The sequence below is a fragment of the Neisseria dumasiana genome, from assembly GCF_022870885.1.
In the GTDB taxonomy this organism is placed as follows: domain Bacteria; phylum Pseudomonadota; class Gammaproteobacteria; order Burkholderiales; family Neisseriaceae; genus Neisseria; species Neisseria dumasiana.
The window spans coordinates 1,675,344-1,690,706 of sequence record NZ_CP091509.1; the positions used below are offsets into that span (position 1 = coordinate 1,675,344).

Here is a 15,363-nt window from a genome sequence, read left to right on the forward strand (position 1 = left end):
TCATGGCCATCAACAAAATCGCCCGTAAGAGCAGCAAGTTCCGCGTGGTGTTTATGGTGCCCGATTTCTGTTGGCCGCCCCCGCCCGCTCCGCCGCAAGTGCCGCCGATTCCTTTCCCACTGTTCGCCGATTTGGGCGGCGCTAAAACCGTTGCCAAAGACGTTAAAATCAACCGCAAACCCGCCTTCGTCTTCAAAGCCAGTAAAACCAACCGCACTTACGGCGACGAAATCGCCCTGCCCGGCCGCAAAGGGGTGTTGTCGCGCACCGCCACCAAACCGGCCTGGCCGATCATGCATTCTTCTTCGGTTAAAATCCGCAAACGCTATATCGTCCGTGCCGGCGATATGTTCCACATGAACAACAAGTATAAGAAGAAACTGCCGCCCAAGCCGTGTATTTCCTGTAAGGCTGCGGCGGCAGTCGGCCGCCCGGTCAATCCGATTCACGGGTTGAAGTTTCTGGAGAACGAAACCGACTTCGCCTTCGAAGGCTTGATGCCTTTGGTGTGGAACCGCAGTTATTATTCCGACCAAGACGGCACCGGCTGGCTCGGCGAGGGCTGGAGCATACCCGGCAGCCGACGCATCATCCGCGATGCGGCGGGCTTGGCCTATATCGACGATCAGGGGCGGCTGTTCCCATTGCCGGAAGTAGATGAAGACGATGAAGAACCGGTGTTGTTCGAGAGCGAACAAATCTGGTTCAGCAAGAATTCAGACGGCCATTATGTGATTGCGTCGTTAAACGGTTCGGTGTCGTTGCGTTTCGCGCCGCTGGCGGTGTCGGAAGACGATCCGAACGGCGACAACTGTGCCGAACTGCCATTGGTGGCGGTGGAAGATGCCAACGGTAACCATCAGCGCTTTATCTACCACCCGCTCACCGGACTGCCGCAATATATTATCGACGGCAACGGACGGGTGTTCTACCTGCACTTCGGCAATGTGGCCGACGAGAACTCGCCCAAATTGCGCTTGTTGTCGGTATCGCTGCTCGATGCCCTGCCCGCTGTCGGCGCAGCCGCGCAGGTCGGCGCGGCGTTGGTGCGCTACGAATACAGCAGCAGCGGCGATTTGCTGCGCGTTATCGGTCGCGACGGTGTGGTCAAACGCAGTTTCACCTATCAAAACAACCTGATGGTGTCGCACACCGATGCGGCGGGCTTAACCGCCTATTACGAATACAGCCATTACACCCCCACCGGCAAAGTACTGCGCAACTGGACTTCGTTGGGCGAAGAATGGCGTTTCACCTATCACGACGGCTACACCGAGGTAACCGATGTCTTGGGGCGCACCGAACAATACCATTACGACTATAACAACGAGTTGACCAAACGGGTGTTCGCCGACGGCAGTACCAATATCATGGAACGCGACAGCTTGGGCCGTCTGCTCAGCCACACCGACGCAATGGGCCGCGTTACCCGTTACCAATACAGCAACGAAGGCCAAATCGAGACCATCGTCCGCCCCGACGGCGCCATGCTGCATTTCGACTACGACGACAGCTACCGCCTGATCCGCAAAAGCGATGCCGAAGGCCATTACGACAGCTACACCTACGACGAAGCCGGCAATCTGCTCACCCATACCGACCCGCTCAAACACACCACCCGCTTCGAATATGCCGGCAACGGTTTGCTGTTGAGCGTTACCGACCCCAAAGGCAGCACCACCGAATATCACTACGACCATAACAACCAGCCCGACCTGATTACCGACTGCTCCGGCTACCAAACCAAACTGGCCTACACCCCCGAAGGGCAGTTGGCGCGCATCACCGATGCCTTGGGCCAACACACCGAATACCATTACGACGCCAACCGAAACCTCACCCTCGCCCTTTATCCCGACGGCAGCAAAGAAACCTTCCGTTATGATGCTGCCGACCGCCTGACCGCCCATACCGACGGCGAAGGCCACACCACCGCATACGAATACGGCCAAGACGGTCTGCCGACACAGCGTACCAATGCGCTGGGCCACACCTTCGGCTACCACTACGACCAAGCAAGAAGGCTCATCGGCCTCACCAACGAAAACGGCGCCCGCTACCGCTTCGCCTACGACGTGCTCGACCGTTTGGTGGCCGAAAGCGGTTTCGACCATAAACTGACCGCCTACCACTACAACGCCGGTAACGAACTGGTGCAGCAAAACGAATACGGCGACGATGCCTCCGTAGCCGCCAAACTGATGGCGCAATACGGCGGCCAACCCGTTAAAAGCACAGACAGAACACCGCTTTCAGACGGCCTTAAAGATAAAACCCCGCTCAGAATCACCGAGTTCCAACGCGACATCTTAGGCCGTCTGAAACACACCCTTGCCCACGACAACACAGGCAACACTCAGGAAACCGCCTATCATTACGACCTTAACGGCAACCTCGTCCGTGCCGCCAACCGGCACGGCATTACCTGTTTCGACTACAACGCAGGAGGCCAACTTATCGGCCAGCACCAATGGGAGGTACCGACTAAAGAAGAGAACGAGCAAAACGGCCTGCCGGAAACCGACTGGCGTGACCCGCAGTACGATATGCTGTTTTTACCGCAGACCCAAAGTATCCGTTACCATTACGATTTCAACGGCAACCGCACCACCACCGTATTGCCCGACGGCCGCCAGATCAACTACCTGTATTACGGCAGCGGCCACCTGCACCAAATCAACCTCGACGGCGAAGTCGTCAGCGACATCGAACGCGATAAACTGCACCGCGAAATCCAAAGGACACAGGGTGCCTTAACCAGCCGCTACGAATTGGATCCGCTAGGCCGTCTGAAAAAACAGATTGCCGCGCTCGACAGCCTGTCTGAAAGCGGCAAAACAGCCATAGGGGCGGGTTACATACCCGCCCGCATGCACGGCCAAACCGCGGTCAAACGCAGCTACGGCTACGACAAAACCGGTAACCTGCTCCACAGCACCGACCAGCGGACGGGAACGAAACATTTCGAGTACGACAAACTGGGCAGAATTACCCAAGCGGGCAACGAACGCTTCGCCTTCGACCCCGCGCACAATATCCTGTCCACCAACGGCCAAACCGTTTCAGACGGCCTCAACCCCGTTACCGACAACCGCCTGAAACACTACAACGGCATCAGCTATTATTACGACGACCTCGGCAACCTGATTCATAGAGAACTGCCAAACGGCGAGGTGCAGAACTATTTCTACGATTTGCACGACCAACTGGTTAAGGTGGAAATCTTTAAGAAAGACGGCAGTAAAGAAACGTGGGTTTATACTTACGATGCTTTGGGCAGACGGGTAAGCAAAGGCCGTATCAAAACGGAGAGCAGTAACGAAGTTTCAGACAGGCATTCAACAGATCATGCCTGTCTGAAAACAGAGAACAGCAAAGATATTTTAGACAGCGAAATTGCCTTCCTGTGGGACGGCAGCCACTTGTTGCAGGAACAAAATTCAGACGGCCTCTACACTTACATCTACACCGACCAAGATTCTTACGAACCGCTGGCGCAAATCCGTGATTGGACAAACGAAGAAGAAACCGAACAAAGCATCCATTATTTCCACTGCGACCAAATCGGCATACCAAGAGAGATGACCGATAAAAACGGTAATTTGTTGTGGTTCGGGGATTATTACGGTTGGGGTAAGCTGAAGAGCGAAACCAACATAACGGAAACAGCGCATCAGCCGTTTAGGTTACAGAATCAGTATTGCGACCAAGAGACGGGGTTGCATTACAACTTCTTCCGATACTATGAGCCTGATGCGGGTCGGTTTGTTAATCAGGATCCGATTGGGTTGTGGGGTGGAGATAATTTTTATCAGTTTGCATCTAATACTCAAGTATGGATCGACCCATATGGATTAAACCCAGTTAATCGAATTACTGGACAAGCTGTACAAAAGGCAAGCCAATTACCAATAGTCCGTCCTGGTACACGAGGTTGGCAGCAAGCAATAGAAGCTCTTAGAAAAGATGGAAGAGGTGATGTTAGAGTTGCAAACATGGAAGACGCAAAAAAACTGATGAAAGATGCAGAACTGAGGATGGATAGAAGAAAGATGTACACATCTACACCTTATGAAAAAGGGTATGAAGTTCATAAACCTCAACCTGGAAAAGACAGGCAGGGAAATTATTGCAAGGCTAAAGAACGTTGGGAAAAAGGAGAATCGGAAGTAGGAAATGATTTACCCCATATAAAATGGAAAAAGCCTGGCAAGCAAGGACAAGGGCACATATTTTTTGAGGATTAAGTTATGAAAGAATTTATTTATGAAAAAATTATAGATGAAGGTCAAGCTAAAAAAATTATTCGCCGATTAATATATACTTTTTTTAAAGGAAATATTTATAAAAAGAAGATTATGATGGAAGGGAAATTACAAGATAAAACTTTTTTCTCTTTTAAAAGACCTTTTAGTTCTGATGACGGGAAACTAAGTAGTCCTGATGAATTACATAAGATTTTCCCACAAGATGAACTGTATGTACTTAGGCATTATCGCTATAAAGACAATAACGAACCTTTATTTTTAGAGTTAAGCAGCAAGATTCAATTGGACTTGGAAGACGTAGACTCAATAAATTTTTATGAATATTCCTATATTTTTGATAAACAATTTTCATACTGTTTTTTTGTTACTGATTCCACTACGAGCAAAGACGGGAAAAGCATAGCGATATTAAAAAAATATGAGCCTATTTAAATTTTATTCAGTTTTAAATTTACAGGAATTTAATCTTACCCTATAAAGATTTTGTAATTTAAGGTCGTCTGAGAATTTTTCAGACAGCCTTCCCATTTTCTACCCAAACCTGTGCGCGATCCTGCCGAAAAAGCCGCCCCCGAAGGCTTCGGCTTTATGCCGCGCTACTTCGCCCAACGCGCCAAACATACCGGCACCGCCGACGCCCAATGGATTGAAAACCGCGCCCCGCTGCTGCCTGAAGATTTTTCTATGGCGTATTGGAACGGCGCGCATCCCTCGCTGCAACTGCCCCATCTGAAACCCAATCATATTTATGAACTCGGTTTCACCGGCATGGTGCATTCCTTCCAAGCGCCCAACCAGCACTTTACCGTCGAACTGCCGGTAGAAACCGTGTTCGTCCATGCCTATACCGCGGCCAATCAGTCTTTGTGCAAAGATATGGTGCTGGATACCGTGTTTGTGGATGTGGAAAAACGGCGGATTAACTGTAACTACCGAACCTCTTTTGCGGAAGAGCTGGAAATCGCCTCGTGCCAACTCAGGTTTATCGCGCGGCACGAACGGGGAGACCAAATCGCAGCCGCCCAAGCCTGCCGCGATTCGCAAACCGAATTTATCCCCATACCGCCATCACTAACGGCACACGCATAAACCGATTGATTTCCGACCGCAAACCGCTTTAAGCAGATTACCGAAACAGGAGCATATTCATGGCCATCAACAAAATCGCCCGTAAGAGCAGCAAGTTCCGCGTGGTGTTTATGGTGCCCGATTTCTGTTGGCCGCCCCCGCCCGCTCCGCCGCAAGTGCCGCCGATTCCTTTCCCACTGTTCGCCGATTTGGGCGGCGCTAAAACCGTTGCCAAAGACGTTAAAATCAACCGCAAACCCGCCTTCGTCTTCAAAGCCAGTAAAACCAACCGCACTTACGGCGACGAAATCGCCCTGCCCGGCCGCAAAGGGGTGTTGTCGCGCACCGCCACCAAACCGGCCTGGCCGATCATGCATTCTTCTTCGGTTAAAATCCGCAAACGCTATATCGTCCGTGCCGGCGATATGTTCCACATGAACAACAAGTATAAGAAGAAACTGCCGCCCAAGCCGTGTATTTCCTGTAAGGCTGCGGCGGCAGTCGGCCGCCCGGTCAATCCGATTCACGGGTTGAAGTTTCTGGAGAACGAAACCGACTTCGCCTTCGAAGGCTTGATGCCTTTGGTGTGGAACCGCAGTTATTATTCCGACCAAGACGGCACCGGCTGGCTCGGCGAGGGCTGGAGCATACCCGGCAGCCGACGCATCATCCGCGATGCGGCGGGCTTGGCCTATATCGACGATCAGGGGCGGCTGTTCCCATTGCCGGAAGTAGATGAAGACGATGAAGAACCGGTGTTGTTCGAGAGCGAACAAATCTGGTTCAGCAAGAATTCAGACGGCCATTATGTGATTGCGTCGTTAAACGGTTCGGTGTCGTTGCGTTTCGCGCCGCTGGCGGTGTCGGAAGACGATCCGAACGGCGACAACTGTGCCGAACTGCCATTGGTGGCGGTGGAAGATGCCAACGGTAACCATCAGCGCTTTATCTACCACCCGCTCACCGGACTGCCGCAATATATTATCGACGGCAACGGACGGGTGTTCTACCTGCACTTCGGCAATGTGGCCGACGAGAACTCGCCCAAATTGCGCTTGTTGTCGGTATCGCTGCTCGATGCCCTGCCCGCTGTCGGCGCAGCCGCGCAGGTCGGCGCGGCGTTGGTGCGCTACGAATACAGCAGCAGCGGCGATTTGCTGCGCGTTATCGGTCGCGACGGTGTGGTCAAACGCAGTTTCACCTATCAAAACAACCTGATGGTGTCGCACACCGATGCGGCGGGCTTAACCGCCTATTACGAATACAGCCATTACACCCCCACCGGCAAAGTACTGCGCAACTGGACTTCGTTGGGCGAAGAATGGCGTTTCACCTATCACGACGGCTACACCGAGGTAACCGATGTCTTGGGGCGCACCGAACAATACCATTACGACTATAACAACGAGTTGACCAAACGGGTGTTCGCCGACGGCAGTACCAATATCATGGAACGCGACAGCTTGGGCCGTCTGCTCAGCCACACCGACGCAATGGGCCGCGTTACCCGTTACCAATACAGCAACGAAGGCCAAATCGAGACCATCGTCCGCCCCGACGGCGCCATGCTGCATTTCGACTACGACGACAGCTACCGCCTGATCCGCAAAAGCGATGCCGAAGGCCATTACGACAGCTACACCTACGACGAAGCCGGCAATCTGCTCACCCATACCGACCCGCTCAAACACACCACCCGCTTCGAATATGCCGGCAACGGTTTGCTGTTGAGCGTTACCGACCCCAAAGGCAGCACCACCGAATATCACTACGACCATAACAACCAGCCCGACCTGATTACCGACTGCTCCGGCTACCAAACCAAACTGGCCTACACCCCCGAAGGGCAGTTGGCGCGCATCACCGATGCCTTGGGCCAACACACCGAATACCATTACGACGCCAACCGAAACCTCACCCTCGCCCTTTATCCCGACGGCAGCAAAGAAACCTTCCGTTATGATGCTGCCGACCGCCTGACCGCCCATACCGACGGCGAAGGCCACACCACCGCATACGAATACGGCCAAGACGGTCTGCCGACACAGCGTACCAATGCGCTGGGCCACACCTTCGGCTACCACTACGACCAAGCAAGAAGGCTCATCGGCCTCACCAACGAAAACGGCGCCCGCTACCGCTTCGCCTACGACGTGCTCGACCGTTTGGTGGCCGAAAGCGGTTTCGACCATAAACTGACCGCCTACCACTACAACGCCGGTAACGAACTGGTGCAGCAAAACGAATACGGCGACGATGCCTCCGTAGCCGCCAAACTGATGGCGCAATACGGCGGCCAACCCGTTAAAAGCACAGACAGAACACCGCTTTCAGACGGCCTTAAAGATAAAACCCCGCTCAGAATCACCGAGTTCCAACGCGACATCTTAGGCCGTCTGAAACACACCCTTGCCCACGACAACACAGGCAACACTCAGGAAACCGCCTATCATTACGACCTTAACGGCAACCTCGTCCGTGCCGCCAACCGGCACGGCATTACCTGTTTCGACTACAACGCAGGAGGCCAACTTATCGGCCAGCACCAATGGGAGGTACCGACTAAAGAAGAGAACGAGCAAAACGGCCTGCCGGAAACCGACTGGCGTGACCCGCAGTACGATATGCTGTTTTTACCGCAGACCCAAAGTATCCGTTACCATTACGATTTCAACGGCAACCGCACCACCACCGTATTGCCCGACGGCCGCCAGATCAACTACCTGTATTACGGCAGCGGCCACCTGCACCAAATCAACCTCGACGGCGAAGTCGTCAGCGACATCGAACGCGATAAACTGCACCGCGAAATCCAAAGGACACAGGGTGCCTTAACCAGCCGCTACGAATTGGATCCGCTAGGCCGTCTGAAAAAACAGATTGCCGCGCTCGACAGCCTGTCTGAAAGCGGCAAAACAGCCATAGGGGCGGGTTACATACCCGCCCGCATGCACGGCCAAACCGCGGTCAAACGCAGCTACGGCTACGACAAAACCGGTAACCTGCTCCACAGCACCGACCAGCGGACGGGAACGAAACATTTCGAGTACGACAAACTGGGCAGAATTACCCAAGCGGGCAACGAACGCTTCGCCTTCGACCCCGCGCACAATATCCTGTCCACCAACGGCCAAACCGTTTCAGACGGCCTCAACCCCGTTACCGACAACCGCCTGAAACACTACAACGGCATCAGCTATTATTACGACGACCTCGGCAACCTGATTCATAGAGAACTGCCAAACGGCGAGGTGCAGAACTATTTCTACGATTTGCACGACCAACTGGTTAAGGTGGAAATCTTTAAGAAAGACGGCAGTAAAGAAACGTGGGTTTATACTTACGATGCTTTGGGCAGACGGGTAAGCAAAGGCCGTATCAAAACGGAGAGCAGTAACGAAGTTTCAGACAGGCATTCAACAGATCATGCCTGTCTGAAAACAGAGAACAGCAAAGATATTTTAGACAGCGAAATTGCCTTCCTGTGGGACGGCAGCCACTTGTTGCAGGAACAAAATTCAGACGGCCTCTACACTTACATCTACACCGACCAAGATTCTTACGAACCGCTGGCGCAAATCCGTGATTGGACAAACGAAGAAGAAACCGAACAAAGCATCCATTATTTCCACTGCGACCAAATCGGCATACCAAGAGAGATGACCGATAAAAACGGTAATTTGTTGTGGTTCGGGGATTATTACGGTTGGGGTAAGCTGAAGAGCGAAACCAACATAACGGAAACAGCGCATCAGCCGTTTAGGTTACAGAATCAGTATTGCGACCAAGAGACGGGGTTGCATTACAACTTCTTCCGATACTATGAGCCTGATGCGGGTCGGTTTGTTAATCAGGATCCGATTGGGTTGTGGGGTGGAGATAATTTTTATCAGTTTGCATCTAATACTCAAGTATGGATCGACCCATATGGATTAAACCCAGTTAATCGAATTACTGGACAAGCTGTACAAAAGGCAAGCCAATTACCAATAGTCCGTCCTGGTACACGAGGTTGGCAGCAAGCAATAGAAGCTCTTAGAAAAGATGGAAGAGGTGATGTTAGAGTTGCAAACATGGAAGACGCAAAAAAACTGATGAAAGATGCAGAACTGAGGATGGATAGAAGAAAGATGTACACATCTACACCTTATGAAAAAGGGTATGAAGTTCATAAACCTCAACCTGGAAAAGACAGGCAGGGAAATTATTGCAAGGCTAAAGAACGTTGGGAAAAAGGAGAATCGGAAGTAGGAAATGATTTACCCCATATAAAATGGAAAAAGCCTGGCAAGCAAGGACAAGGGCACATATTTTTTGAGGATTAAGTTATGAAAGAATTTATTTATGAAAAAATTATAGATGAAGGTCAAGCTAAAAAAATTATTCGCCGATTAATATATACTTTTTTTAAAGGAAATATTTATAAAAAGAAGATTATGATGGAAGGGAAATTACAAGATAAAACTTTTTTCTCTTTTAAAAGACCTTTTAGTTCTGATGACGGGAAACTAAGTAGTCCTGATGAATTACATAAGATTTTCCCACAAGATGAACTGTATGTACTTAGGCATTATCGCTATAAAGACAATAACGAACCTTTATTTTTAGAGTTAAGCAGCAAGATTCAATTGGACTTGGAAGACGTAGACTCAATAAATTTTTATGAATATTCCTATATTTTTGATAAACAATTTTCATACTGTTTTTTTGTTACTGATTCCACTACGAGCAAAGACGGGAAAAGCATAGCGATATTAAAAAAATATGAGCCTATTTAAATTTTATTCAGTTTTAAATTTACAGGAATTTAATCTTACCCTATAAAGATTTTGTAATTTAAGGTCGTCTGAGAATTTTTCAGACAGCCTTCCCATTTTCTACCCAAACCTGTGCGCGATCCTGCCGAAAAAGCCGCCCCCGAAGGCTTCGGCTTTATGCCGCGCTACTTCGCCCAACGCGCCAAACATACCGGCACCGCCGACGCCCAATGGATTGAAAACCGCGCCCCGCTGCTGCCTGAAGATTTTTCTATGGCGTATTGGAACGGCGCGCATCCCTCGCTGCAACTGCCCCATCTGAAACCCAATCATATTTATGAACTCGGTTTCACCGGCATGGTGCATTCCTTCCAAGCGCCCAACCAGCACTTTACCGTCGAACTGCCGGTAGAAACCGTGTTCGTCCATGCCTATACCGCGGCCAATCAGTCTTTGTGCAAAGATATGGTGCTGGATACCGTGTTTGTGGATGTGGAAAAACGGCGGATTAACTGTAACTACCGAACCTCTTTTGCGGAAGAGCTGGAAATCGCCTCGTGCCAACTCAGGTTTATCGCGCGGCACGAACGGGGAGACCAAATCGCAGCCGCCCAAGCCTGCCGCGATTCGCAAACCGAATTTATCCCCATACCGCCATCACTAACGGCACACGCATAAACCGATTGATTTCCGACCGCAAACCGCTTTAAGCAGATTACCGAAACAGGAGCATATTCATGGCCATCAACAAAATCGCCCGTAAGAGCAGCAAGTTCCGCGTGGTGTTTATGGTGCCCGATTTCTGTTGGCCGCCCCCGCCCGCTCCGCCGCAAGTGCCGCCGATTCCTTTCCCACTGTTCGCCGATTTGGGCGGCGCTAAAACCGTTGCCAAAGACGTTAAAATCAACCGCAAACCCGCCTTCGTCTTCAAAGCCAGTAAAACCAACCGCACTTACGGCGACGAAATCGCCCTGCCCGGCCGCAAAGGGGTGTTGTCGCGCACCGCCACCAAACCGGCCTGGCCGATCATGCATTCTTCTTCGGTTAAAATCCGCAAACGCTATATCGTCCGTGCCGGCGATATGTTCCACATGAACAACAAGTATAAGAAGAAACTGCCGCCCAAGCCGTGTATTTCCTGTAAGGCTGCGGCGGCAGTCGGCCGCCCGGTCAATCCGATTCACGGGTTGAAGTTTCTGGAGAACGAAACCGACTTCGCCTTCGAAGGCTTGATGCCTTTGGTGTGGAACCGCAGTTATTATTCCGACCAAGACGGCACCGGCTGGCTCGGCGAGGGCTGGAGCATACCCGGCAGCCGACGCATCATCCGCGATGCGGCGGGCTTGGCCTATATCGACGATCAGGGGCGGCTGTTCCCATTGCCGGAAGTAGATGAAGACGATGAAGAACCGGTGTTGTTCGAGAGCGAACAAATCTGGTTCAGCAAGAATTCAGACGGCCATTATGTGATTGCGTCGTTAAACGGTTCGGTGTCGTTGCGTTTCGCGCCGCTGGCGGTGTCGGAAGACGATCCGAACGGCGACAACTGTGCCGAACTGCCATTGGTGGCGGTGGAAGATGCCAACGGTAACCATCAGCGCTTTATCTACCACCCGCTCACCGGACTGCCGCAATATATTATCGACGGCAACGGACGGGTGTTCTACCTGCACTTCGGCAATGTGGCCGACGAGAACTCGCCCAAATTGCGCTTGTTGTCGGTATCGCTGCTCGATGCCCTGCCCGCTGTCGGCGCAGCCGCGCAGGTCGGCGCGGCGTTGGTGCGCTACGAATACAGCAGCAGCGGCGATTTGCTGCGCGTTATCGGTCGCGACGGTGTGGTCAAACGCAGTTTCACCTATCAAAACAACCTGATGGTGTCGCACACCGATGCGGCGGGCTTAACCGCCTATTACGAATACAGCCATTACACCCCCACCGGCAAAGTACTGCGCAACTGGACTTCGTTGGGCGAAGAATGGCGTTTCACCTATCACGACGGCTACACCGAGGTAACCGATGTCTTGGGGCGCACCGAACAATACCATTACGACTATAACAACGAGTTGACCAAACGGGTGTTCGCCGACGGCAGTACCAATATCATGGAACGCGACAGCTTGGGCCGTCTGCTCAGCCACACCGACGCAATGGGCCGCGTTACCCGTTACCAATACAGCAACGAAGGCCAAATCGAGACCATCGTCCGCCCCGACGGCGCCATGCTGCATTTCGACTACGACGACAGCTACCGCCTGATCCGCAAAAGCGATGCCGAAGGCCATTACGACAGCTACACCTACGACGAAGCCGGCAATCTGCTCACCCATACCGACCCGCTCAAACACACCACCCGCTTCGAATATGCCGGCAACGGTTTGCTGTTGAGCGTTACCGACCCCAAAGGCAGCACCACCGAATATCACTACGACCATAACAACCAGCCCGACCTGATTACCGACTGCTCCGGCTACCAAACCAAACTGGCCTACACCCCCGAAGGGCAGTTGGCGCGCATCACCGATGCCTTGGGCCAACACACCGAATACCATTACGACGCCAACCGAAACCTCACCCTCGCCCTTTATCCCGACGGCAGCAAAGAAACCTTCCGTTATGATGCTGCCGACCGCCTGACCGCCCATACCGACGGCGAAGGCCACACCACCGCATACGAATACGGCCAAGACGGTCTGCCGACACAGCGTACCAATGCGCTGGGCCACACCTTCGGCTACCACTACGACCAAGCAAGAAGGCTCATCGGCCTCACCAACGAAAACGGCGCCCGCTACCGCTTCGCCTACGACGTGCTCGACCGTTTGGTGGCCGAAAGCGGTTTCGACCATAAACTGACCGCCTACCACTACAACGCCGGTAACGAACTGGTGCAGCAAAACGAATACGGCGACGATGCCTCCGTAGCCGCCAAACTGATGGCGCAATACGGCGGCCAACCCGTTAAAAGCACAGACAGAACACCGCTTTCAGACGGCCTTAAAGATAAAACCCCGCTCAGAATCACCGAGTTCCAACGCGACATCTTAGGCCGTCTGAAACACACCCTTGCCCACGACAACACAGGCAACACTCAGGAAACCGCCTATCATTACGACCTTAACGGCAACCTCGTCCGTGCCGCCAACCGGCACGGCATTACCTGTTTCGACTACAACGCAGGAGGCCAACTTATCGGCCAGCACCAATGGGAGGTACCGACTAAAGAAGAGAACGAGCAAAACGGCCTGCCGGAAACCGACTGGCGTGACCCGCAGTACGATATGCTGTTTTTACCGCAGACCCAAAGTATCCGTTACCATTACGATTTCAACGGCAACCGCACCACCACCGTATTGCCCGACGGCCGCCAGATCAACTACCTGTATTACGGCAGCGGCCACCTGCACCAAATCAACCTCGACGGCGAAGTCGTCAGCGACATCGAACGCGATAAACTGCACCGCGAAATCCAAAGGACACAGGGTGCCTTAACCAGCCGCTACGAATTGGATCCGCTAGGCCGTCTGAAAAAACAGATTGCCGCGCTCGACAGCCTGTCTGAAAGCGGCAAAACAGCCATAGGGGCGGGTTACATACCCGCCCGCATGCACGGCCAAACCGCGGTCAAACGCAGCTACGGCTACGACAAAACCGGTAACCTGCTCCACAGCACCGACCAGCGGACGGGAACGAAACATTTCGAGTACGACAAACTGGGCAGAATTACCCAAGCGGGCAACGAACGCTTCGCCTTCGACCCCGCGCACAATATCCTGTCCACCAACGGCCAAACCGTTTCAGACGGCCTCAACCCCGTTACCGACAACCGCCTGAAACACTACAACGGCATCAGCTATTATTACGACGACCTCGGCAACCTGATTCATAGAGAACTGCCAAACGGCGAGGTGCAGAACTATTTCTACGATTTGCACGACCAACTGGTTAAAGTGGAAATCCAACGCAAAGATGCCGACGGCAATTGGCGCAAAGAAACTTGGGGTTATACCTACGACGCGTTGGGCAGAAGGGTCAGTAAAGGCCGTCTGAAAACGGAGAACGCTAACGAAGTTTCAGACAGGCATTCAACAGACCATGCCTATCTGAAAGCCGAGAACAGTAAAGATATTCTAGACAGCGAAATTACCTTCCTATGGGACGGCAGCCATCTGTTACAGGAACACAATTCAGACGGCAGCGGATTCAAATTTGAAGTGCAACTTTCCACAACAGAAAAAGGCCAGTATGCGGTAGCATACGGCCTTTCCTGCAAGAAAGATTGCATATGAGCTACACACAACTGACCCAAGACGAACGATACCACATCCAATACCTGTCCCGCCACCACAGCATCAGCGAAATCGCCAAACGGCTTAACCGCCATAAAAGCACCATCAGCCGCGAAATCAAACGGCACTGCCCGCAAGGGCAGCAATACAGTGCCGAAAAAGCCCAACAGCAAAGCCGGCTTACCAAGCAGCGCAAAAGAAAGCCCTATAAGCTCCATTCGCAGCTGATCCAACACATCGCTACCCTCATCCGCCGCAAACTCAGCCCCGAGCAAGTGTGCGCCTATTTGCACAAACACCACCAAATCACACTCCACCACAGCACCGTCTATAACTATCTGCGCGACGACAAAAGCAACGGCGGCACTTTGTGGCAGCATCTCAGAATATGCAGCAAATCCTACCGTAAACGCTACGGCAGCACATGGAGCAGAGGCAAAGTACCCGACCGCATAGGCATTGAAAACCGACCCGCCATCGTCGACGAAAAATCCCGTATAGGCGACTGGGAAGCCGACACCATCGTCGGCAAAGATCAGAAAAGCGCATTATTGACACTGGTCGAACGGGTTACCCGCTACACCATTATCTGCAAATTGAAGAACTTCAAAGCCCAAGATACGGCCAATGCCGTCATTCGGGCGCTGAGGGCGCATAAAGACAGGGTGCACACCATCACCATGGATAACGGCAAGGAATTCTACCGCCACACCCGAATAGCCAAAGCATTGGCGGCTGAAACCTATTTCTGCCGTCCTTACCGTTCTTGGGAAAAGGCGCTGAATGAAAACACCAACGGACTCATCCGCCAATACTTCCCCAAACAAACGGATTTCCGCAACATTAGTGAGCGGGAAATACGTAGGGTTCAGGATGAGCTGAACCACCGGCCAAGAAAAACACTTGGCTATGAAACGCCAAGTGTTCTATTCTTGAATCTGTTCCAACCACTACTGCCTGAGTGTTGCACTTGAAATTAGA

At 52.3% G+C, this 15,363-nt stretch carries 8 protein-coding genes; all 8 read left to right on the forward strand.

Annotated features, from left to right (window positions below; translation table 11 throughout):
• Nucleotides 1–2 precede the first annotated feature (2 nt).
• The gene (locus tag LVJ88_RS07705; RefSeq protein WP_085418693.1) at nt 3–4,247 is read left to right on the forward strand and encodes a DUF6531 domain-containing protein; all 4,245 of its coding nucleotides are present in this window, start codon (nt 3–5) and stop codon (nt 4,245–4,247) included.
• 3 nt (nt 4,248–4,250) lie between these two features.
• Nucleotides 4,251–4,700, forward strand: coding sequence for a hypothetical protein (locus LVJ88_RS07710; RefSeq protein ID WP_085418694.1), 450 nt, complete (start codon nt 4,251–4,253; stop codon nt 4,698–4,700).
• A 111-nt stretch (nt 4,701–4,811) separates the two neighbouring features.
• On the forward strand, nt 4,812–5,357 hold the full coding sequence (locus LVJ88_RS07715) for a DUF2169 domain-containing protein (protein ID WP_233127615.1): 546 nt from the start codon (nt 4,812–4,814) through the stop codon (nt 5,355–5,357).
• A 59-nt stretch (nt 5,358–5,416) separates the two neighbouring features.
• Nucleotides 5,417–9,661, forward strand: a complete 4,245-nt coding sequence (locus LVJ88_RS07720; RefSeq protein ID WP_085418693.1) for a DUF6531 domain-containing protein — start codon at nt 5,417–5,419, stop codon at nt 9,659–9,661.
• 3 nt (nt 9,662–9,664) lie between these two features.
• Entirely contained in the window at nt 9,665–10,114 is a 450-nt protein-coding gene (locus LVJ88_RS07725) for a hypothetical protein (protein ID WP_085418694.1), read from the forward strand.
• A 111-nt stretch (nt 10,115–10,225) separates the two neighbouring features.
• On the forward strand, nt 10,226–10,771 hold the full coding sequence (locus LVJ88_RS07730; protein WP_233127615.1) for a DUF2169 domain-containing protein: 546 nt from the start codon (nt 10,226–10,228) through the stop codon (nt 10,769–10,771).
• A gap of 59 nt (nt 10,772–10,830) precedes the next feature.
• Nucleotides 10,831–14,382, forward strand: coding sequence for a DUF6531 domain-containing protein (locus LVJ88_RS07735; RefSeq protein WP_143773676.1), 3,552 nt, complete (start codon nt 10,831–10,833; stop codon nt 14,380–14,382).
• The gene (locus tag LVJ88_RS07740) at nt 14,379–15,356 is read left to right on the forward strand and encodes an IS30 family transposase (protein WP_085418660.1); all 978 of its coding nucleotides are present in this window, start codon (nt 14,379–14,381) and stop codon (nt 15,354–15,356) included. The genes LVJ88_RS07735 and LVJ88_RS07740 overlap by 4 nt, the downstream gene beginning before the upstream one ends.
• The last annotated feature ends 7 nt before the right edge of the window (nt 15,357–15,363 follow it).